The 22422-nt window shown below is 54.4% G+C and carries 20 protein-coding genes; 6 read left to right on the forward strand and 14 right to left on the reverse strand.

Features of this window, described 5'->3' with window-relative positions; all coding sequences use genetic code 11:
- Window positions 1-489 precede the first annotated feature (489 nt).
- The 5 genes from hemA to BC440_RS04650 form a co-directional block, all read right to left on the reverse strand.
- Window positions 490-1707 (reverse strand): 5-aminolevulinate synthase, encoded by a 1218-nt coding sequence (hemA, locus tag BC440_RS04625; RefSeq protein WP_007090912.1) that lies wholly within the window; start codon window positions 1705-1707, stop codon window positions 490-492.
- A 522-nt stretch (window positions 1708-2229) separates the two neighbouring features.
- Window positions 2230-3630, reverse strand: a complete 1401-nt coding sequence (locus BC440_RS04635) for an aspartate aminotransferase family protein (protein WP_071239678.1) — start codon at window positions 3628-3630, stop codon at window positions 2230-2232.
- A 210-nt stretch (window positions 3631-3840) separates the two neighbouring features.
- A complete protein-coding gene (locus tag BC440_RS04640) occupies window positions 3841-4683 on the reverse strand; it encodes a universal stress protein (protein ID WP_007090914.1) in 843 nt (280 codons plus the stop codon).
- Window positions 4684-4859: 176 nt separating this feature from the next.
- The gene (locus BC440_RS04645; RefSeq protein ID WP_071239679.1) at window positions 4860-5405 is read right to left on the reverse strand and encodes a hypothetical protein; all 546 of its coding nucleotides are present in this window, start codon (window positions 5403-5405) and stop codon (window positions 4860-4862) included.
- Between the two features lie 160 nt (window positions 5406-5565).
- Window positions 5566-6459 carry a LysR family transcriptional regulator gene (locus BC440_RS04650; RefSeq protein ID WP_071239680.1) on the reverse strand — a complete coding sequence of 298 codons (894 nt, stop codon included), beginning with the start codon at window positions 6457-6459 and terminating at the stop codon, window positions 5566-5568.
- Between the two features lie 108 nt (window positions 6460-6567).
- Between BC440_RS04650 and BC440_RS04655 the strand changes: the two genes are divergently transcribed.
- Window positions 6568-6945, forward strand: coding sequence for a VOC family protein (locus BC440_RS04655; RefSeq protein ID WP_071239681.1), 378 nt, complete (start codon window positions 6568-6570; stop codon window positions 6943-6945).
- Between the two features lie 52 nt (window positions 6946-6997).
- Window positions 6998-7711, forward strand: coding sequence for a glutathione S-transferase family protein (locus BC440_RS04660; protein ID WP_007090918.1), 714 nt, complete (start codon window positions 6998-7000; stop codon window positions 7709-7711).
- 71 nt (window positions 7712-7782) lie between these two features.
- On the opposite strand, the gene BC440_RS04665 is transcribed toward BC440_RS04660, so the two are convergent.
- Window positions 7783-8400 (reverse strand): TetR/AcrR family transcriptional regulator, encoded by a 618-nt coding sequence (locus tag BC440_RS04665; protein ID WP_071239682.1) that lies wholly within the window; start codon window positions 8398-8400, stop codon window positions 7783-7785.
- A gap of 93 nt (window positions 8401-8493) precedes the next feature.
- Here BC440_RS04665 and BC440_RS04670 point away from each other — a divergent pair, with 93 nt between their 5' ends.
- Window positions 8494-9114 (forward strand): NAD(P)H-dependent oxidoreductase, encoded by a 621-nt coding sequence (locus BC440_RS04670; protein WP_071239683.1) that lies wholly within the window; start codon window positions 8494-8496, stop codon window positions 9112-9114.
- An 81-nt stretch (window positions 9115-9195) separates the two neighbouring features.
- Here BC440_RS04670 and BC440_RS04675 read toward each other — a convergent pair whose 3' ends face one another.
- The gene (locus tag BC440_RS04675; RefSeq protein WP_071239691.1) at window positions 9196-9885 is read right to left on the reverse strand and encodes an orotate phosphoribosyltransferase; all 690 of its coding nucleotides are present in this window, start codon (window positions 9883-9885) and stop codon (window positions 9196-9198) included.
- Window positions 9886-10144: 259 nt separating this feature from the next.
- Here BC440_RS04675 and BC440_RS04680 point away from each other — a divergent pair, with 259 nt between their 5' ends.
- From BC440_RS04680 to BC440_RS04690, 3 genes are all read left to right on the forward strand, one after another.
- A complete protein-coding gene (locus BC440_RS04680) occupies window positions 10145-10432 on the forward strand; it encodes a helix-turn-helix transcriptional regulator (RefSeq protein ID WP_007090922.1) in 288 nt (95 codons plus the stop codon).
- A 78-nt stretch (window positions 10433-10510) separates the two neighbouring features.
- Entirely contained in the window at window positions 10511-12241 is a 1731-nt protein-coding gene (locus BC440_RS04685) for a SulP family inorganic anion transporter (protein ID WP_071239684.1), read from the forward strand.
- A 112-nt stretch (window positions 12242-12353) separates the two neighbouring features.
- Entirely contained in the window at window positions 12354-13142 is a 789-nt protein-coding gene (locus BC440_RS04690) for an enoyl-CoA hydratase-related protein (protein WP_063095398.1), read from the forward strand.
- A gap of 8 nt (window positions 13143-13150) precedes the next feature.
- Here the strand turns inward: BC440_RS04690 and BC440_RS04695 are convergent, their stop codons facing one another.
- From BC440_RS04695 to BC440_RS04725, 7 genes are all read right to left on the reverse strand, one after another.
- On the reverse strand, window positions 13151-13660 hold the full coding sequence (locus tag BC440_RS04695) for a DinB family protein (RefSeq protein ID WP_083379304.1): 510 nt from the start codon (window positions 13658-13660) through the stop codon (window positions 13151-13153).
- A 37-nt stretch (window positions 13661-13697) separates the two neighbouring features.
- On the reverse strand, window positions 13698-14954 hold the full coding sequence (locus BC440_RS04700; protein WP_071239685.1) for a multidrug effflux MFS transporter: 1257 nt from the start codon (window positions 14952-14954) through the stop codon (window positions 13698-13700).
- Window positions 14955-15356: 402 nt separating this feature from the next.
- Window positions 15357-16763 carry a TRAP transporter large permease subunit gene (locus BC440_RS04705; protein WP_007090926.1) on the reverse strand — a complete coding sequence of 469 codons (1407 nt, stop codon included), beginning with the start codon at window positions 16761-16763 and terminating at the stop codon, window positions 15357-15359.
- A 19-nt stretch (window positions 16764-16782) separates the two neighbouring features.
- On the reverse strand, window positions 16783-17358 hold the full coding sequence (locus BC440_RS04710) for a TRAP transporter small permease (RefSeq protein ID WP_071239686.1): 576 nt from the start codon (window positions 17356-17358) through the stop codon (window positions 16783-16785).
- Between the two features lie 29 nt (window positions 17359-17387).
- Window positions 17388-18383 (reverse strand): TRAP transporter substrate-binding protein, encoded by a 996-nt coding sequence (locus tag BC440_RS04715; RefSeq protein ID WP_007090928.1) that lies wholly within the window; start codon window positions 18381-18383, stop codon window positions 17388-17390.
- A 411-nt stretch (window positions 18384-18794) separates the two neighbouring features.
- Window positions 18795-20150, reverse strand: a complete 1356-nt coding sequence (locus BC440_RS04720; RefSeq protein ID WP_071239687.1) for a sigma-54 dependent transcriptional regulator — start codon at window positions 20148-20150, stop codon at window positions 18795-18797.
- Between the two features lie 28 nt (window positions 20151-20178).
- Window positions 20179-22218, reverse strand: a complete 2040-nt coding sequence (locus BC440_RS04725; protein ID WP_071239688.1) for an ATP-binding protein — start codon at window positions 22216-22218, stop codon at window positions 20179-20181.
- Between the last annotated feature and the right edge of the window lie 204 nt (window positions 22219-22422).

The raw sequence follows: 22422 nt of genomic DNA on the forward strand, positions 1-22422 counted from the left end.
TCATTAATCGAAAAGCAGATAAAATCGCCCGGGCAAAGCCTGCTTGTCAGAGGGCGCAAAGTTTCAAGTCGTTTGAATTTCTGGGGGCGACCGATAGGGCGCGTGCGCACATCGTGTGTTTGCGTGCATGTGATGCTGTTTGGGGGAATGCCACCCAAAGCACGGCATTTCAAAGCTGTCATTGTAATCCTGCCTGTCAAACGATCCGGTTGGATGTTCATCGAAGGTCATTGAAGGTTTGACTTCAAAACCCCGAGTGCAGGTATAGGAATACGTTCCTCACCCCACTCGGGGTAAGGCTCCTGCGAGAAGGGAACCCGCATTGATTACAAAACGAATGTTTAATTGCTGCTTCAACATGACTGGATCAGTCTAGCATAACGGTCTTGAAATTGAATGATCTTATTGGTGCATAAAAAGCAAGACCGGCACATGGTCATGTCTGTGCCGGTCTTATGTGTTCCGTCGCGGATCGCGTGATTTTCCGCTTTATGCCGCTTTTGCGATGCCCAACTGGCCCCAGACGGTCAGAAGTGAATCGATCAGGTGATCAATCAGTTCATCATTGTGAAGCGGGCCGGGGGTAAAGCGCAGCCGTTCTGTGCCGCGCGGTACGGTCGGATAGTTGATCGGCTGGACATAGATGTCGTGATCAAACAGCAACCGGTCGCTGGCTTCCTTGCACATGCTGGCGTCGCCCACCATCAGTGGCACGATATGACTTGGCGCATCCATGACCGGAAGACCGGCGGCACGCATACGTTCACGCAGCGTTTCGGCACGTTCTTTCTGCGCTTCGCGTTCGACATTGCTGTCTTTGAGGTGGCGAACCGATGCCAAGGCACCAGCCGCGATGCTGGGCGGATGGGAGCTGGTAAAGATAAAGCCGTTGCCAAAGCTGCGCACGAAATCGACGATTTCGGTTTTACCGGCGATATAGCCGCCAATAACGCCAAAGGCCTTGGCAAGCGTGCCTTGGACGATATCAACGCGGTCCATCACGCCGTCGCGTTCGGCGACGCCGCCGCCGCGCGGGCCATACATGCCAACCGCATGGACTTCGTCGAGATACGAAATCGCGTTGTATTTTTCGCACAGATCAAGGATTTCGGCGATCGGTGCGATGTCGCCATCCATTGAATAGACGGACTCGAACGCAACGATCTTGGCGCGGTTCGGCCCCAGATCGCGCAGGATTTCTTCAAGATGTTCGACGTCGTTATGTTTCCAGATCCGGCGTTCCGCCTTTGAATGGCGCATGCCTTCGATCATGGAATTGTGATTGAACGAGTCGGAAATGATCACACAATCCGGCAGCTTCGAGCCAAGGGTCGAAAGCGTCGTCCAGTTGGCGACATAGCCCGATGTCATCAGAAGGGCTGCTTCCTTGCCATGCAGATCGGCGAGTTCATTCTCGAGCGCGACATGCAGATGGTTGGAGCCGGAAATATTGCGTGTGCCACCCGCCCCGCCGCCCTGACCGGTGACGGCGTTTTGCATGGCTTCAAGAACCGTGGGATGTTGCCCCATGCCGAGATAGTCGTTTGAGCACCAGACCGTAATTTTGCGCGGTGTATCACCGTTATCGGGGTGATACATGGCCTTGGGAAATTCACCGACAATACGTTCAAGATTGGCGAATACGCGGTAACGGCCTTCAGCCTTGAGGCCGGACAACGCGTCTTTAAAGAAGGTGTTATAATTCATCTTTTGTGTCTTTCGCCTGTCTCTTTACCGCGGGTACGGGCTTGTGTCTCATCCCGTTCTCTCTCCCTTGGTAAAGCTCTGGTCCTGGCCGGATATGCGTACATCTCCGGATCAGCATGGTCCCGTCTGACCGGGTCTTGATAACTTCCTTATCGGACATGGCTTCCGACTTGGCATTGACCCTTGTCAAAAATTTTAAAGCGATTCCAGTTTCAGCTAAAACTTTTCAGCAAAGCTTCACTGCGAACCACGCTGTCAAAGAAGGCGTCCATTCATTGTGTGTCGATCACGCCATCTCGTGGCGTTGGGCGGTTCCCCATTCACTTTCCAATTTGGCGCTATTGATCGCATTTGGCAAGGTTTTGAAAGGACTTCCGACCCACAATTAAATCAATTTAAACAAGTGGCAAAATCTATCGATTGTTTTATTTCGGAAGTTTAAGGCTATTCGCCTGCCGCCGTATTCGTTGGAGTGCGGCGGCAGGTGTTTGTTTTTAATGTGTTTTCTGGAATGTTATGGATTTAGCCGAGGCTTTCATGCCAGTCCGCAAGGGCCGCTTCGACCTTGTCGAACATGTCATGAACCTGTTCTTCGGTAATGATCAGTGGTGGGCAAAAGGCAACGCTGTCACCAAGTGCACGCAGGATCACACCGTGGTCCATACATTTTGCAACAACCGCCTTACCGGCAGCACCGACAGGCTGCATTGGTGTTTTCAGGCATTTGTCAGCGACCAGTTCAAATGCGCCAATCAGCCCGCGCCCGCGGGTTTCGCCGATATGTTCAAATTTGTTCAGGTCCTTAAGGCGTTTCTGGAACGGCGACATGACATTGCGGACATGTTCGACAATACCGTCCTCTTCGTAGATACGCAGCGTTTCAAGGGCGACCGCGGCCGCGACCGGATGGCCGGAATAGGTAAAGCCATGGCCAAAGGTACCAATTTCATCGGATGCCTTTTTCGCCGCCTGATAAATCTTGTCATTGATGAACAGGGCCGAAATCGGCTGATAGGCCGACGAAAGCTGCTTGGCGACCGTGATCATGTCGGGTTTGAGCCGGAAGGTTTCGGTGGCAAACATCCGCCCGGTCCGCCCAAAACCGCAAATGACCTCGTCGGCAATGAACAGGATATTGTAACGATCCAGAACTTCCTGCACCTTTTCGAAATAGGTGCGCGGCGGCACGATGACGCCACCGGCCCCCATGATCGGTTCTGCAATAAATGCGCCGACGGTTTCCGGGCCTTCGGCCTGGATCAGGTCTTCAAGCTGTTCGGCCAGACGGGTCGCGAAATCTTCTTCTTCCTCGTCGGGCTGGGCTTCGCGCCAGTAATGCGGGGTTTCGGTATGGATGATGCGGTCAATCGGCAGATCAAACATTTTGTGATTTCCCGGAAGCCCTGTCATTGAGGCCGCAGCCACCGTCACCCCATGATAACCCTTCTTGCGCGAGATGATCTTTTTCTTTTCCGGCTGGCCGATGGCATTGTGATAATACCAGACCATCTTCACCGCAGAATCAGTTGCCTCTGAACCGCTATTGGCAAAGAACACCTTGGACATCGGGACGGGTACAAGTTCAAGAAGCTTCTCGGCCAGATCAATCGCCGGGTTGGTGCTGCGCGATGCGAATGTGTGATAATAGGGCAGGGTTTCAAGCTGCTTTGTTGCGGCTTCAACAAGGCGCCTTTCGCCAAAACCAAGCGATGCACACCAAAGACCGGCCATGCCTTCGATAAAATCGCGGCCATTGTCGTCGGTCACGTAAATCCCGTGGCCCTTTGAAATGATATGCGGACCGGTTTTTTCGTGTGCGGCAAAGTTGGTATAGGGATGCAGATAGCTTGCGATATCGCGGCTGGCCGCGGAATTGCCTTTGGCCGATGGGGCAGTTGGGGCGATGATGGCGTCTGTGGTCATGATAACCTCTGTTTCGTGCAGGAAAGTTCCTGATGCTTTCAGGCACTTTAGTCAGCATTCTGCGGGTTGGAAATCATTAGTTGGGCCCTGTTCCGGCGAAGATTCTTTGGCGGTTCGTCAAAACAGAAATCACCAAAACAGAAGCCCAAAAGCAAAACCGGCCGGGCAAGGGGCACCGGCCGGATTGGTAAAGATGTTGTCGGTCGTAACCTAGTGCGACATCAGAACCGGAACCGTCATGTGACGCAGAAGATGTTGGGTCACACCCCCCAACATCAGTTCGCGCAGGCGCGGACGGCCATAGGCGCCGCAAAGGATCAAATCGATGCTTTCATCCGCCGCACGCGACAACAGAAGATCGCCAACACTGATGCCACTGGCATTCATGCTTTCCTTGCGGACATTGACACCGTGGCGTTCAAGCCGCGATCCGATATCGACACCCGGCACCGGAATGGAATCACGTGCCCCCTTGTTCGGATCGGCACACAGAACGAGGGCCGATTTGGCATTTTCAAGAAACGCCATGCCGTCATTCACCGCACGGACAGCTTCGCGATAGGGTTTCCATGCAACCATGACGCGTTCGCCAATCGTTTCGAACCGACCGGCATAAGGTACGACCAGAACCGGGGTGCCAGCAGTCAGAATGGCCTTGTCGGGCATTTCCGAGGTCGAGGACGGGTCGGCACTGTCCGGATCATACTGGCCCAGAACCGTCAGGTCGTGATGGCGCGCATACATGGCAACCGTGTCGGCAATCTCGGCGGCAGAGCATGGTGTTTCCTGCCAACTGAAGGTTACACCGGCATCTTCGCAGGCTTTGGCGAAGTCGCGCTTGGCTTCCTTGGCGGTTTCGGCCATTGCAGCACGCTGCTGATTGATGATTTCCTGGGAAATCTGAACTTCCATGAAACGCGGAATTTCCGCATAGGGCAGAAGAAACAGCCCGGTCAGGTGGGCTTTGTGCGCTTTGGCAACTTTCAGGGCAACCGAAAGCCGTTGGGCGCAAGGGGCCGAATTGTCGATATGAACAAGGATATCCCGATACATCTGCCAGTCTCCTTTTCCGGGCAGCCCCGCCTTCGATCAAGGCGGCTAGCGTGGTTATGAGAAGCAGTCTAATGCGATCAGTGCTGGCGTTCTTTGTTCTATCTCAAATTACACTTACCGCGTGTATAGAGTGTCGCGTAACCCTGTGGCGAGAAAATGACTGTCCGTGAATTGGCTCAGCCGTCGGCAGGACGTGACATCATCGGAATGGACTTTTCCATGGTCGGGGCACTGTCATCGGGCATCATGACCGGACCAGATGTTGACGTTCCCGCGGTTGGATCGGCCATCATTGGTGCGCCGGCAGACGGCATTGTTCCCATGCTGTCACCCGAAATGATCGCAAGGCTTTTGCGCAATTGCTGTGACAGGGTTGACCAGTTGGTCTGTAGCGTGTTGCAGGCTGCCGGGTCATTTTGCTGAACACAGCGTTGCGCCATGCGATCAAGTATACCAAGGGCGATACGCGCCTCGTCGATTTGCTGGCGCTGCATATCGGTGATTGCGGCCTTTTTCGGATCTGGCGCCATGACAAATTTGTCATTTGCAGTATTGGCTGGCGCATTTGCGGATGTTGACTTGGTCGGGCCACCCCACGGGGTTACGATTTCCGCCGTGGTATTGGTGGGGGAATTGCTTTGTGCGGTGGGCTGCACGCAGCCCGACAGCAGTGCCGCAGAAACAACAAGACCGGACAGGAGGCCAGCGCTTCTGATCTTCATGACTTGCTCCTTTGGCCGCAAGGCGATGTCCGCCTGGCCGTTCCCTTTACTTTACAGTGCCATTTATTGTACGGCCTTGCTTTTGCTTGTGAATATATTGGACCCAGTTACGCGTGATGTCCAGAAAAGGGCGCGTGACAGCTTATTGACCCGGGCTTTGTTACCGAGCTGGCGATATCAAGCGGGGTTCGTTCTTAAGCGCATTTCCGAGCCATTGCAGAACCAGCTTGATGCGTTCAATGCGTTTGAGTTCTGGATGTGTAAGCACCCAAAGCCTGTTTGGTACGAATTGATGCAGAGACGTAACGCGTTCAAGATCTGGGATCGCCAGATCAGCAGGCAGGCAAGCATATCCAATTCCGGCGCGAGCAAGGCCTGCCATTGCAACAAAATCATCGCTACGATGGATGATCCGGTCAGCGTGGTTTTCGTCGAGCCATTTAAATACCGGATGATTTCTTAGGGCTCCGCTGGCACCGATAAACCCACCGGGCAAGCGATCCGGAAATTTCATGGCATTGAAATTCTGCTCGGTTTTTTCCGCCATATCATGATTTGCGTAAAGTCCCCAATCTATCTTGCGAACTTCGCGGCCGACAAGATATTCGGGCGGGAGTTCCGCGACCCGTATCGCGATATCAGCATGGCGTTCTGCCATGTTGAATTCCTGATTACTTGCCAGAAGTTCAAGGCTGATATCTGGGTAGGCCGTCTGTAAGCGGGCGAAATAATCAGGCAGAATGAAATAGGCAAAGCTTGTCGGTGCGGTAATTCGGACCGTCCCAGCAGCGGCAATATCGCGCCCGGAAACACTTAGATTGATAGCTTCGAAATTGTTCAGGATTTGCCGGGCGGGACCAAGCATCTCTTCACCTGCTTCGGTCAGGCTGTAACGGCCTTTGATCCGTTCGAATAGGCGTGTTCCGGTTTCTTTTTCCAATGCATGGATATGGCGAAATACCGTTGTATTGCTGACATTCAGACGTTCGGCTGCTTTTTCAAGTGACCCGGCGTCGACAACGGCAAGAAACGATTTTACATAATTCCAGTCCATTTTGACCTTTCAAATTTGCAATGGATTTATACAAAATTGCCTATTTATTGTAAATTTGCAAATTCATACGATGGAGCCGATAAAGCCAGACAACCAAGAGAGAGCAAAATGATTGGTTATACATCGATTGGGACAAACAACCTTGCTACGTCCGGGGCATTTTACGACGCCATTCTTGGCATGATGGGGGCCAAGCGGGTGATGGAGATGGAGGATTTCATTGTCTGGGCACGTGGGGAAGGAGAGGCCAATTTTTCGGTTCATCTGCCTTTTGACGGCAGGCGGGCAACCGTTGGGAATGGTGTAATGATCGCCTTGCAGGGAAAATCAAAGGACGAGGTCGACGCCGTATACAGCAAGGCGATCAGCGTCGGGGCAGTATCGGAAGGGGAACCGGGCGCGCGCGGCGGTGATGATAGCGGTTTTTACGCAGCCTATTTTCGCGATCCGGATGGCAATAAAATCAACATTCATTACATGTCGTGATTTGCCTGAAACTTGGCGGTTTTTGGGAGAAAACGGCTAAAAGGAGGTGGGGGTGGAACATCCGCATTTTAAGCTGATAGGCCACCGGCTGTGCCCGTATGTGCAACGGGTTGCAATGGTTATGGGACACTACGCGATTGATCATGAAAGGGAAGATATTCGTCTGGAAGACAAGCCAGCCTGGCTTGAAAAGTTCAGTTCGGAAAGGCAAGTGCCGGTCTTGCTTCTTGACCAAACGCGACCGCTAACCGAGGCTGCGGTTATTTGCGATTATCTCGACAGGATTAATGGTCGTGCGCTTTATCCGGTCGATCTGATTGAGAGTGCCGAACACAGTATCTGGATTTTACGAGCAGAGCGGATATTGTCGCTAACTGCAGATCTTGTGTATCGGGCTCATAATGAGCATGACTGCGATCTGACATTGCACAGGATCGGCCTGATCTTGGCCATACTCAACAAGAAGTTTGAAGCCGCCGGACCCTTTCGCGAGGTTGGGCTATGCATGGTCGATATGGCCTATGCGACCGCGTTTCGGGCATTTCCGGTATTGGTATACGGGCTTAACCGGGATTTGTTTGCGGGGTTTGAACATGTTCGTGGCTGGAGCGAACGATTGTTAAAAAACGATATCGTGCGGACGGTAGTCCACCAAACGTATCATGGGGAACTTCATCATTTTATCGCATCAAGACAAAGCTATCTGGCCAAAAGGCTATCGATGCTTCCGGTGCCACAAAAGCCCGCCTTATCTGCCTCCCAATAGATTTGTCAGATTACAAATAACGGACTGAAAAGCCATCAATAGTGTATGTCGACTGTTGATGGCTTTTTTCTTTATGTTTTGTCTCGCGACACCATGACGATGATGGTTTCAAAAAGTTCCTGCTTTGCCTGATCGGCGGTGATTTCGCCGGTTGCCGCTGCGTAAGAAAGGGATTCGGCTGCGCCCAGAAAGCCCCAAAGGCGGGGCATTGGTATTTTACCGGTCGGGCTGAAAGGGGACAGGATATCGCGACATTTATCAATGAACAGAATGTGATAGTCGCGTTTGACCTTCTCCAGCTCCGGCGATCCGGCAAGTGATGCAATGACACCCGAAATTTCGCGCCCCTGTGACAGCACGCAATCAATATAGGCCGATGCGATCACCGATGCCTTGTCGCGCAGGGTATGGCTGCTTTGCGCAAGGGTAGAGTCCATCAATGCTGTCTGACGTCGATCGTAATCCTGATACAGCGCGATCAGCAAACCCGATCGTGTTCCGAAATGATCATAGACCACCGGCTTGGTGACTCCGGCCTGTTCGGCAAGACTGCCAAGGCTGAGTGCCTCGGTCCCGTCGTCATGGATCATCTTCCATGCAACGTCGAGAAGTTGCCGATTGCGATCTTCGCGCGCCATCCGTTTGCGTGGGGTATGTGACGGGGACTTTTTTGCGTCGCTGCTTGACATCTTTATATACCAAACGTAACTTACAGATAGTAACTTACTTATAGTATATAGTGATTGCCGTTGAGTGGCAATTGCCTAGCAAGGAGGTATGTCATGCGCGCGCTTGTTGTTGTCGCCCATCCAAATTCCGGTTCGTTCAGTCATGCGGTTGCCAATTGTATTGGTAAGGGGATTGAGGATGCCGGACCTGAACACAGTTCCGAGTTTGCTGATCTGTCGGCCGAAGGGTTTGATCCGCGTTTCAGCCAGGATGATATCGCAGCCTTCGAGATGAGGGCCCCGTTCCCCGACGATGTGCTTGCCGAACAGAAGCGAATTGAGGATGCCGATACGCTCGTTCTGGTTTTTCCGATTTATTGGTGGTCAATGCCCGCGATCCTGAAAGGCTGGATTGATCGGGTGTTTTCAAATGGCTGGGCTTATGAGGATATTGACGGTGAAAAGGTGATCAAAAAGCTGAACCATCTGAAGGTTCATCTTGTTGCAATTGGCGGTGCAGGGCTTGGCACATTTGCCCGGCATGGATATTTCGGGGCAATGAAATTGCAAATCCATCAGGGCATTTTTGATTATTGCGGAGTGGAAGTCGCAACTTCGGAATTGATGTTGCTGGCCGACGGCAATGACCCTGCGGAGCTCTTGAAAAAAGCACGCGAGGTTGGGGCGGCGATCCCGGCAAAGGTAACAAAGCCGGAATTGGATATGGCGGGATAAGTCCCGTTAGACCGGCCATCAAAAGCAAAACGCCCGCAGGGAAAATCTGCGGGCGTTTGAATTTGGCAATGTGCTGCTGGCTTAGTCGTGCTTGCCGCCATGGGTCTTGGACCAGCCGATCGGGTCGGCAAGGAAGGCGCGAACGCCTTCGATGGCTTCTTTGGGGAAGTATTTGCCTTCTTCGGCAACCGCCAGAATATCGGCCCAGGTTGCCAGGTAATGCAGTTCGATATCGTCTTTTTTCAGTTCTTCAAGCGCATTGGGGAACACACCATAGAAGAACACGACAAATGCATGTCTGCATTCGGCACCGGCTTCGCGGATGGCATTGACGAAGTTGACTTTCGATGCGCCGTCGGTGGCAAGGTCTTCGACCAGAAGGACGCGCTGGCCTTCGTGGATGTCGCCCTCGATCCGTGCCTTGCGGCCAAATCCCTTTGGCTTCTTGCGGACATACTGCATCGGCAGGTCCAGAACATCTGCCAGCCAAGCGGAATAGGGGATGCCCGCGGTTTCACCACCGGCGACCGCATCAAATGCCTCGTAACCGGCCTTGTCGGAAACCTGACGGGCGGCAAGTTCCATGACCTTGCGGCGTGCGCGCGGGAAGGAAATCAGTTTGCGGCAATCAATATAGACCGGGCTCGCCCAGCCCGATGTCAGGATATAGGCCTCTTCCGGGCGGAAATTCACAGCCCCGATATCAAGCAAAATCTTTGCGACGGTTTTGGCAGCATACGAGCAATGCGCGGTCGAAGTTTCGTTGGTCATGGCGACTATACCCTTTTCCGGATCGAATATTTGCGCACGTCTTAGCGTTTTTGGACGCAAAGCGCAAAGAAAAGCCGCTGTCCGGCTGGTCAGGATCAGGTGCCCGGCGATGTCGGGGGCAAATTTGCGGGCAGCAGGACCGGATGCGAATAAGACAATGCCGATTTGAAATGGCATTATTGATATCTGAAATATCATAATTGCAGTTTTAAATGCGTTTTGTTAGGCTTCGATCATGTGTGAATGAAGGATGCGCCCTATGATTACCGCGGGACAAATGCGTGCGGCGCGTGCGTTGCTGGGCATTGATCAGAAAACGCTGGCCGAAATGGCCGGGATTTCGGTGCCAACCATCCAGCGGATGGAGTCCAGCAAGGGTAATGTGCGTGGTGTGGTTGATACGTTGACCAAGGTCGTCGAAGCACTTGACCGTGCCGGGATCGAATTGATCGGGGATAACGTGCCCAGCATGGCAACCGGGCGCGGTGTGCGTCTGAAAGAACCGGAAATAAAACCGACACTGCCAGACGAGCAGGGCGAACAATAACGACCGCAACAATTTTGCGACGGCGACCGCCGACTTATGCCGACGATCCCGCCGCCTTTTGCAAGGCTGCCGGAGACTATGGAAACCAGAACCTCGAAAACCAATCAGGCATCCGAACCCGGATATGCCGACCTGTTTACCCCAAAACTTGTAACCGTCCTTCGCGAAGGTTACGGGTTTGCGCAGTTGCGGGCCGATGCGATTGCCGGTTTGACGGTGGCGATTGTCGCCTTGCCGTTATCGATGGCGATTGCGATTGCATCGGGCGTTTCCCCCGCACAGGGGCTTTATACCGCGATTGTCGGGGGGATTCTGGTATCGCTCCTGGGGGGCAGTCGCTTTCAGATTGGCGGACCAGCGGGGGCTTTCATCGTTCTGGTCGCAGGTACGGTTCAGACGCATGGCCTTGATGGTTTGATCATTGCCACTATCCTGTCGGGATTGATGTTGCTCGCCATCGGGGCGCTGAAGCTTGGTACCTATATCAAATTCATTCCCTATCCGGTGACGGTTGGCTTTACTGCCGGGATTGCGGTGATCATTTTCGCAAGCCAGATAAAGGATTTGCTGGGACTGACTTTGTCAGGCAAAGAACCGGGGCCGCTTTTGGAAAAGCTCCCGGTGATCTGGGCGGCATTGCCGGGGATCGATCCGGTGACGGTTGCGTTGTCCGGCGCGACGATCCTTGTGATCATCGGCACCAAACGGGCGCGCCCGCATTGGCCGGGCATGCTGATTGCGGTGGCCGGGGCCGCATTGGCGACCGCGTTGTTCAATCTGCCGGTATCGACCATCGGCAGCGTCTTTGGCGGTATTCCCGGTGATTTCCCCATGCCCGTCTTGCCGGAATTCACCCTTGCCAAGGTGCAGGCGGTTTTGCCCAATGCAATTGCCTTTGCGCTTTTGGGGGCGATTGAGTCGCTTTTATCAGCCGTGGTGGCCGATGGCATGACTGGCCGACATCACAGATCGAACTGTGAGCTGGTGGCCCAGGGGGTGGCAAATATGGCGTCGGGTCTGTTTGGGGGCATTTGCGTGACCGGCACGATTGCAAGAACGGCCACCAATATCCGGGCCGGTGCGCATGGGCCGGTTTCGGGCGTTTTGCACGCGCTGTTTTTGTTGTTGTTCATATTGGTTGCTGCGCCGCTAGCCAGTTTCATTCCGTTGGCAAGCTTGGCCGGGGTGCTGGCGATTGTGGCATGGAACATGATCGAAAAGCACGCGATAGCGACCTTGCTGCGCGCATCGCGTGGCGATGCTGCGGTGTTGCTGGTAACATTTTTACTGACGATTTTCCGCGATCTTCTCGAAGCAATCGTTGTTGGATTTGCCCTTGGCTCGGTTCTGTTCATTCAACGCATGTCGAAAACAACCGCAATTGCCACCCACAGCCCGTTCGTATCCGAAGACCGGGCCGACGGTACGACCGGCGGCGGGGCATCGGATATTTCATCGACAACCGACCCCGACATCATGATTTACCGGATTACCGGCGTGTTCTTTTTCGGGGCGGCGGCATCCATTGGATCGGTTCTGGACCGGATTGGCGATACGCACCGGGCATTGATCATTGATTTTGCCGCTGTACCGTTTCTCGATTCAACCGCGGCCAATACGATTGCGGGACTTGCCCACAAAACACGCGGGCGCGGGATCGAGGTGATCCTGACCGGCACATCGCATGACCTTCGACGGGAACTGTTTGCACATGGTATCAAGCCGCCGCTGGTTCATTATGAAACCGATATCGAGAAGGCGGTCGGGCGCCTTCGCGCGCATGGATTGCGTAACGTCACGGCATCCTGAGTTGCGACCGCAAAGACAGTGATAATGACCCAAGCCCTTGTCAGGCATTGGCAAAATCCGGTTTTGGGTTTATTTGGTATAGCTTTACCGAATTAAGCTGAAAGGCACTGCCATGTCGCAGGAAACCGGACTTGCCGTCGATATCAATGACGGCGGCATTGCAACCATCACCATTTCGCAGCCGGAGCGCAAAAACGCGCTGACCAAACCGATGTGGGGGGAGCTTGCCCGGATTGCCGACGATCTTGGCGGGGACAGCAACCTGCGTTGCATCGTTATTCGCGGCGGCAGCGGGGCCGGGTTTGGGGCCGGGGCGGATATCCATGAATTTGTCCGCGAACGCGATGGGTTCGAAAAGGCACGTGATTATGGAATGCTTCATGCCGAGGCCTTGCAGGCGCTTCGGGTTTGTCAGCATCCGGTCATTGCCGCGATTGACGGGCCGTGCATCGGGGCATCATTTGTGTTGGCTGCGGCCTGCGATTTGCGGATTGCGGCCGATAACGCCAAATTCGCCGTGCCGCCGATGAAGCTTGGCGCGACACTGGGCTATCCGGAATTGCAGATCATGCTCGATCTGCTGGGCGAGGCGGCGTTGTTTGAAATCCTGCTTGAAGGGCAGGTGTTTGATGCCGAACGCGCACGTGAAATCGGCTTTGTCGCCCGCCATGTGGCGATTGAGGCGTTCGATGCGGAAATCGCATCAACCGCCGCCCGTATCGCAAGTGGCGCACCCATCACCCAACGCCTGCACAAGAAAATGATCAATCGCCTCAAAGAAGGTGGTGCCATCGGTGCCAAGGAATTTGACGAAGGATACCGCGCCTTTGACAGTGCGGATTTTAAGGAAGGCTACACCGCCTTTCTGGAAAAAAGAAAAGCGGTGTTCGAAGGCAGGTAACGGTCAGATCACAACGGCAAATCCGGCGTCAGCGGAACATCGGTAATGCCGTAATCAAGGCCCATCTTGTGCAGCTCGCTTGTGATTTGCGATCTGTGATGGGTTTGGTGGTTGAAAAGCTGCATCAGGAAAAGCTGGCGCGGTAATTTGCGGGTTACACCATCCAGCCCCATCAATTCGCGAATGTCATCCTGCCAACCATGATCACTGGAAGCGACGAATTCGGCGATTGCCGCGTCGGTTTCAACGCGCATTTTGCGAAGCGTTTCGAAATCATCGGCCATTATGGTACGGGCATCAAACGGTTCGGCCTGTCCGGTTTTCAGGATACCGAGGATGCGGTGATCAATATACAGCAGATGGTTCAGCGTTGCATGGATGGAGCCAAAAAACATGCCGCGGTCACGACGGCGTTCCGCGTCGCCGATCTGTTCGCAAAGTTCGTACAGAACGCCATTCTGCCAGATGTTGTATTTGGCCATGGCGCGGCCATAATCGTTGAAATTCATCTTTGCCATTTTGGTGGGGCTCCTGTCTGGCTTTAATTGACTGTGTTTAGTCGGCGGCAACGACAACGGTATCGCCGCTTTGCGCCGGGGCGGGTTGTTCGATCTGTTTTGCCTCGGCCACGAAATGCACCATGACATTGGCGAAAATGCCAAAGGCCAGCATTGATGCGGTCGCGGGCAGGAGGCTGCCGTCATGAACCTGTCCGATGATGGTGCCTGCCAAGGCGCCAGTGGCAAACTGGATGGTGCCCATCAAGGCCGTTGCCGTCCCGCCGATATGCGGGAAATACTGCATGAAGGCCGCAGTTGCGTTTGGCGCTGTCAGCCCGATCATGCCAACGGCGACCATCACAAGTGGCACAACCGCATAAAGGGATGGTTCGAACACATTCACCGCAATGAACAATCCGATTACCGCCGCCAGTTGAAGGCCGGTGCCGATCGCCAGTATCTGATGACATTCAAGCCGTTTCAGCAACGGATTGTTCAGCCGGTTGCAGATCACGATGACAATGACATTCGCCCCGAACAGATAAGGGAACTGGCTGGGTGACACGCCAAAATAATCAATATACATGAACGGGCTGTCGGTCAGGAAACTGAACATCACCGCACTGGCGCCGGTATGGGCCAGCATGAAACCAACCGCCTTGCGGGTACGCAGAACTTCCAGATAGGTCCACAAGACCCGTCGCGCAGGCCCCGCATAGCGTGGGCGCAGCTTGGTGGTTTCAGGCAGCTTGAACCAGACAACCACCAGCATGATGCTGCCATAGATCACCAGCAGAACGAAAATTGCCTGCCACTGGAAATAAACCAACAGGGCCGAGCCGACCGTGGGCGCGACCAGCGGTGCAATCATCATGATTACCGCGATCAGGGCAAACATACGTGCCGCATCTTTGCCGTCAAACAGGTCGCGGACCGACGCACCGACGATGACAAGGGCAAAACCGCCGCCAATCGCCTGGATAAAGCGCATGACGTTGAGCGAGAAAGAACTGTCGACAAAGATGATCATCGCACTGGTGATGATGTAAATCACCAGTCCGACAAGGGCGACCGGACGGCGACCTACGCGATCCGAAAGTGGCCCGCCAATCAGTTGCCCCAGTGCAAAGCCGATCAGGAACATGCTGATCGATACTTCGACATTGTGGGTCGGCGCACCAAAATCGACCGCCATAGCCGGGATGGCAGGCAGGTAGGTATCAATCGCAAAGGGCGCGGTCGCGATCAGGGCGGCAAGCAGGATCGCAAGGCGCTTGGTATTGATCGGGGCGCTGGCATCTTTATTCGCCATGACTTCCGTATCCGTTTCTTATGGTGGCAGGTGGGGTGCGATCCGTCCGGTTTCTTGTGTAGATATTTAACGGACTTCCTTAAGGCTGGCCACAATGACAGGTAATGGGGCAAATTCGCCGACCTCCGGATAGCGGGAGGTGCGAAAATTCCGGTCAGATATGGCCGTGGCGTTAGGAAGGCTGCGCCGTTACGATTGACGGGGCCGGGTGGATCGCAACCTGAAACGATTCAAGTCATGCTATTATCCACGTAAATTCTGTTTTTTCCAGCCCGGCGATTTTTGCGGGCTGAATATCAGCTATGCATATAACCGTTTGAGGCGGTGGAAGAATATAGGCGGCAAAAGAAAACGGCACCCGCGATGGGGTGCCGTTTGCAAGGTTTTCGGTTTTCACCGGCCCTAGTAATTCATGACCTTTTCCGGGCCCATCAACATGGTCGGAAGCCATGTCGAAATTGCCGGGATGTATGTCACGATGATCAGGAAGACCAGAAGGATCATCAACCACGGCAAAGCGGCGCGAACCACTTGAACCAGCGACATGCCGGTAATGCCCGACGTCACGAACAGGTTAAGTCCGACCGGCGGCGTGATCAGACCGATTTCCATGTTCACAACCATGATGATACCAAGATGGATCGGATCGATGCCGAGCTTTATCGCGATCGGGAAGAGGATCGGCGCCATGATCAGAAGGATCGCCGACGGCTCCATGAAGTTCCCGGCAATCAGCAGGATGATGTTGACCACGATCAGGAAGGCCCAGGGCTCCAGACCCCAGTTGATGATGGTTTCAGCAATGGTGTGCGGAATGCGTTCGGATGTCAGCACATGGGCAAACAGCATGGCGTTGGCAATGATGAACATCAGCATGATGGTCACTTTGCCGGCCTCAAGCAGCACGTGGCGGATATCCTTGTCGAACGGGATCATGGCAATGGCCTTGCCGATTTTCGGCAGGTTGTGGCCAATAATGGCAGCAAAGCTCATGCCTTTTTCCGGAACCCATGCAACGCCTTTTATCGGCCCCATATCGCGATAGAACACGATGGCGACCAGCATGGCATAGACGGATGCAACGGCCGCGGCCTCGGTCGGGGTAAATATCCCGCCATAAATGCCGCCCATGATCACAACAACCAGAAGCAGACCACCCGATGCTGAAAACAGGCCTTCAAGCCATTCGGTAACGCTCGGACGATCCTGTTTTGGCAGTTTCTTGATCCGGGCCACGATATAGATCACGGTCATCAGCATGATGCCGGCAATCAGACCGGGAATAACACCAGCCAGGAACATGCGACCAACGGAAACCTGGGTTGCCGCGGCATAAACCACCATCACGATCGACGGCGGGATCAGAATGCCCAGCGTCCCGGCGTTACAAATCACACCGGCGGCGAAATTGCGCGGATAACCTGATTTGATCATACCGGCAATCACGACGGAACCGATGGCAACAACCGTGGCCGGGCTTGAACCCGAAACGGCGGCAAACAGCATACAGGCCAGAACCGACGCCATGGCAAGACCGCCATGGAACCAGCCCACCGTATCGACGGCAAATCGGATCAGGCGGCGTGCCACCCCGCCAGTCGACAGGAAGGTCGAGGCAAGGATAAAGAACGGAATGGCCAGAAGGGTGTAATGTTCCATCCCGTTGAACAGCTTTTCGATCAGGGTCGCAAGCGAGTCTGATCCGAAAAACAGGATGGTGGTGATGGATGACAGGCCCAGCGCCACGCCGATCGGGGTGCCAAGCGCCATCAACGCAAACAGCGTGATGAACAGATATGCGATTGTCATTTAAGGCGTTCCCCCGCGATCATTTATCGTTGTCGCGACGGACGATGCCGTCGGCCATGACGTCGGCTTTGTCGCCTTCGCCAATGGTTTCGATCGCCTCGCGTGCTTCATCGGCAAGCGAGAATCCGTTTTGCTGACCCAAAAGAATACGCCACAGGACCTGTCCGAGACGGAACAGCAGCAACGCACCGCCAAGTGGCAGGATCAGATAGACGACCCACATCGGGATCGGGGAATCTTCGGCCTCGATACCGATCATGTGATAGAAGGTCATGCTTTCCCAGCCGCCATAAAGAATAAGCGCGGCATAGGACATGCAGACCAAAGCAACAAAGATACCGGTGATGCGCTGGGCGGGTTTTGCAAACAGTTGAACAAGGGCATCAACCCCGATATGGGATCCGACCTTGACACCATAAGACATGCCGAAAAGCACAAGCCAGGCAAACAGAAATTCGGTGATTTCCATCGACCAGGTCATGCCGGAATTGAAGCCGTAACGAAGGACGACATTGACGAAGGTCAGCATCGTCATGGCGGCGAGAAGGAGGGCAATAATGCCCTCCTCCAGCCGGTCAACGACCGTTTTAATCATAGCGGTAACGGTCCTCTAGGTTCGAGGAATTACTTGTTGCAGGCGGCAGCGGCTTCGATCAGATCGGCACCGATATCACCTTCGAACTGCGCCCAGACAGGCTTCATGGCTTCGCGCCATGCTTTGACATCGTCAGCAGACGGTTTGACGAGTTCGGTTTCACCCGAATCAACGATCAGCTGGCGCTGTTCGTCGGCCAGTTTGCCCGACAGGCCGTTGGCATATTCGGTTGCCTCGTCCATGGCCTGTTTCAGGCCAGCCTGGATTTCCGGATCAAGACCGTCCCACCATTTGGTCGAGGTCACGACGAGATAGTCGAGAAGACCGTGGTTGGATTCAGTGATGTAATCCTGAACTTCAAAGAACTTCTGGGAATAGATGTTCGACCAGGTATTTTCCTGACCGTCAACAACGCCGGTCTGAAGTGCCGAATAGGTCTCGGCGAATGCCATTTTCTGAGGAACGGCATCAACAGCTTCGAACTGTGCAGCAAGTACGTCTGAGCTCTGAATACGGAATTTCAGGCCAGCAGCGTCAGCCGGGGTCAGCAGCGGCTTGTTGGCCGAAAGCTGTTTCAGGCCGTTGTGCCAGTAACCAAGACCGGTAAGACCTTTGTCTGCCATCGACAGCAGCAATTCCTGGCCTTTTTCGCCTTTCTGGAAGCATTCAACAGCTTCCATGTCGTTGAACAGGAACGGAAGATCGAACAGGCCGAGCTTCGAGGTCCATTTGCCGAATTTCGCAAGCGACGGTGCTGCAAGCTGGACGTCACCACGCAGCATTGCCGGCAGAACCTTGTCGTCATCGAACAGCTGCGAGTTCGGGTAAATTTCGACTTTAACCTTGTCACCAAGGATTTCTTCGGCGCGCTTTTTGAAGAATTCAGCGCCCTGGCCCTTCGGGGTGTTCGGGGCAACCACATGGGCGTATTTGACAACAACCTGTGCGGATGCCGCGCTGGTCATGCCAAGAACGGCTGCCATTGCAACGCTGGTTGCGAGAAGTTTTTTGGTAATCGGACGCATCAATAGTCTCCCTATAAGCTTTGTGCGTTTTCCCAGTAGCGCGCCAATTATCGGCGTCGTTCAGGTCGCCGTTTGGCGCTGGGGTGCAACACTGCAATTGCCGGGCCAGTTCTGCATATCTGTCATTACGATAAGTAATATCAGCGGTTTGCAGTGTGTTTCGCAATGGTGCGGTGCAGCGTAAGTTCTTCTTTTTGTTGTCTTTCCCGCACATCCCTTCTTCGCAATGTGCGGTCTTCCGCACAATATCTCAAGTTGAAAATGCAAATTTTTTATCGATTGCAGGATTTTTGACGCAGGCGGGGCGGGTGATTGGTCAGACCAATTGCAAAAGGTGCGGCAAAGGCTTATCCCGCCAGTCGCTTTGTCAGATTACGGGCAGTATTGCGGGGCGATTTGCCTTGGTCGTGCCTAACCGTCTGATTTATTGCGAAATTCTGCGGGGACGATGCCGTATTTGGCAAGTTTGTCATAGAAGGTTTTGCGCGGAACGCCCAGTGCATTGACCGTTGCCGTTACATGGCCGCCATGCTGACGGAGTGCCTCGCAGATCACGCCTTTTTCAAATGCTTCGACTTGCTGGGGCAGGGACAGGACATTTTCGGTTGCCTGTGCGCTGTCACCGGCAAACGGATCAAGGCCCAGAACCCGGCGTTCGGCGGCGTTGCGCAATTCGCGGACATTCCCCGGCCAGTCATGGGCAGTCAGGCGGGCGATTTCCGTGCCGTTCAACGGGGCAAATTCCCGGCCAAACCTTCCTTGCGCCTCTTTCATGAAATGCTGGAAAAGAAGGGGGATGTCATCCTTTCGATCACGCAATGGCGGGATGTGCAGTTGCACGACATTCAGCCGGTAATACAAATCCTCGCGGAATGCTCCGCGTGATGATGCCTCGCGCAGATCAATCTTGGTTGCGGCCACCACGCGCAAATCAATAGGTTGCAACTTGTTCGAGCCCAGCCGTTCCAGCGCGCGTTCCTGCAAAACCCGCAGCAGTTTGACCTGAAGCGATAACGGCATGCTTTCGATTTCATCAAGGAACATGGTGCCCTTGTCGGCAAATTCGAATTTGCCGATACGCTTGTTCTCCGCCCCGGTGAAGGCACCCGCTTCGTGGCCGAAAAGTTCGGATTCAATAAGGTTTTCAGGCATTGCGCCGCAATTGACTGCCACAAACTGGCCGGGGCGGCCTGATGCCTCGTGCAGGGTGCGCGCAACCACTTCCTTGCCCGCACCTGTTTCGCCATTGATCAGGACATGGGCATCGGTCGCGGCGATATTGCCAATCAGCGTGCGCAGCTTTTCCATGGCAGGCGTACGACCGATCAGGCCCGATACTTCCTTGCTGTGGCGGGCCAGTTCAGCCTTGAGCGTCCTGTTTTCAAGAACCAGCTGCCGATGAGCCATGGCCCGGCGCGCGATATCGATGAAATGATCCGGGTCGAACGGTTTTTCGATGAAATCAAACGCGCCTTCGCGCATCGCACGCACCGCGGTGGCAACGTCACCATGCCCGGTGACAAGGATCACCGGCATTTCCGGCTCAATCTTGCGCACCTGAGACAGCAATTCCATGCCGTCCATGCGCGGCATGCGGATATCAGTAATCAGGATTCCAGGCCAGCCGCGGCGAACACGTTCCAGCGCCGAACCGGCGTTGCTGTGGCATTCGACAAGGATGTCGGCAAGCTCCAGCGTTTGCTGTGCGGCTTCCCGCACATCTTCGTCGTCATCGACAAACAGAACGCAATGGGCCGAGTTATTCAAATGCCTTCCCCTTTTAATCCGTTCCGGATCACGGGGCGATCATACGATGTACCAGCAGATCCGTTTCCGCGCCTTCTGTTTCGGCGGTTTGGACGGATGTTGTATCAGGCATCGGCGATGACGTCGAGTTTGATGTGCCGTCATGCCCGGACACCTGTTGTATGCATCGCAATTCAATCGTGAAACAGGCCCCGCCCATCGGGCGGTTTTCCGCACGTATCGTGCCGCCAAAGCTGCGCATGATGCCATAACAGATCGAAAGCCCCAGCCCCAGCCCGTCACCAAACGGTTTGGTGGTGAAGAACGGGTCGAACAGTTTGGGCAAATTTTCGGGCAGGATACCGGGGCCGTTATCGGTAATCGCGACCAGAACGCGACCATCCTTTTCCTCAAGCATGATACCGATTTCGGGGAATTCCTCATCCCGGCAGGCATCGGCGGCGTTGCTCAGGATATTGAGGAATACCTGTTCAAGCTGGTTTTCCTCGGCGGTGACTTTTGGCAGGTTTTCCAACGGCTGATAACGTATGTCGGCCAATCCGGCCCGGCCGGTTTCGCGCAGCAGATCAATGGCCTTTTCCAGCGGTTCGGCCAATTGCACCGGATGGGTGTCATGTTTTGGGCGGCGGGCAAAGGTTTTCAGATGGTTGGTGATCCGGCCCATGCGTTCGGTCAGTTCAGAAATCCGGCCCAGATTGCGACTGGCGGTTTCGTCATTGCCGCGCGCAATGAATTTAAGCGCATTTTCGGCGTAACTTCGAATGGCGGTCAGTGGTTGATTGATTTCGTGTGCAATGCCAGCTGACATCTGGCCAAGGGCGGCAAGTTTGCCAGCCTGCACCAGTTCGGCCTGTGCCGTGCGAAGGGCGTCTTCGGTGCGGCGGCGTTCGCTGATTTCCTCGGCAAGGCGGAGGTTTGTGCTCATGAGGTCGGCGGTGCGCAGTCGCACCTGACGTTCCAGTTCGCGTTGCGACCAGTCGCGGATTTCTATTTGTTCGAGCATCGCGCGACGGCGTTGCAGCAGCACAAAAATCGTCCCCATGATGATGATATGCATGGCCCCGCCGATGAAGCCCGCGGTCAGGATCGACTGATCAAGAACCGCCTTGTCGGTCAGCAGATAAATATTCCAGCCCTGTTTGGGCAGGGGGCTTCGGATCACAAGATATGGTTTGGCATCATTTTTGGCTTTTCCGCTGGCTTCGGCGTCTGGTTTTGCCGTTGCAGCTTGCCCTGATTGAAGGGTTTCCGGAGTGATGACCTGTGCTGGTGCAAGCGACAGAATACTGATCCCGTCATCGCCGGGCCATTCGCCCTGATGAACGGGCATCGGATCGAGTGGATATTCACCATATTTGCGCGAAAGCATCAGTTCCGGCCGGTCTTCGGGCGGAATGCCGGTCAGGGCGCGAAACCGCCATTCGGGCCGTGATGTAATGATGACGATGCCGTTTTCATCGGTTACCAGAACGTTCTCGTTCCCGCGTGCCCAGCGTTGGACAAGGGTTTCGAGATGGGTCTTGACCACCATCACGCCTTCGAATGCCGCCCCGTTCGGGCGGACCGGATGCGAGATATAATAACCCGGGACATTCGACGTGATGCCAAAGGCAAAGTAATGCCCGGTCAGTCCGGCTTCGGCCTGTTTGAAATAGGGACGGAACGCAAAATTTCGCCCGACAAAGGATGCATCACTGTTCCAGTTGCTGGCCGCAATTGTTGTCCCGTTGCGATCCATGAAATAGATGTCGGATGCGCCACTGTCAGCGGCGAGTTTTTCCAGATAGAGATTGACCTCGGCCGCGTCCGACGGGCTGGAATGCAGGGCAAGGTCAAGGATACGTTTGTCACTGGCAAGCGTGATCGGAAGATATTCGTGTTCCTTGATCGCCCCCTGAAGGTTGGAACGATAAAGTTCCAGCTTGTTGCGGCCGTCCTCGGTGATTTCGACAAGACGGGTTTCGCGCCACAGTTCCGTGGTCAGCCAGACGGTAACCGGCAGCAATATCAGCATTCCGGCCAAAACCAGCCGGGCACTTCGCTTTGCGGATATTGATGTCTTGAGCATTTCCCGCCAGACCGTTTCAAGAATTATGCCGGGGTATTATGATGACATATTGGTAACAATGCATAGCCGAAAAAGGCTTCGCGTGTCAGGCGCTTGATAAAAGTGCGCACTGTCTGTACCAATCAGGAAACGATCTGGCCTGATCGTGACCCCACGTTTCCTGCCTGGACGGGAAATCCATATTCCGACAAGGATGTGACCCTG

This window comes from Thalassospira sp. MIT1004, assembly GCF_001858545.1.
GTDB lineage: Bacteria > Pseudomonadota > Alphaproteobacteria > Rhodospirillales > Thalassospiraceae > Thalassospira > Thalassospira xiamenensis.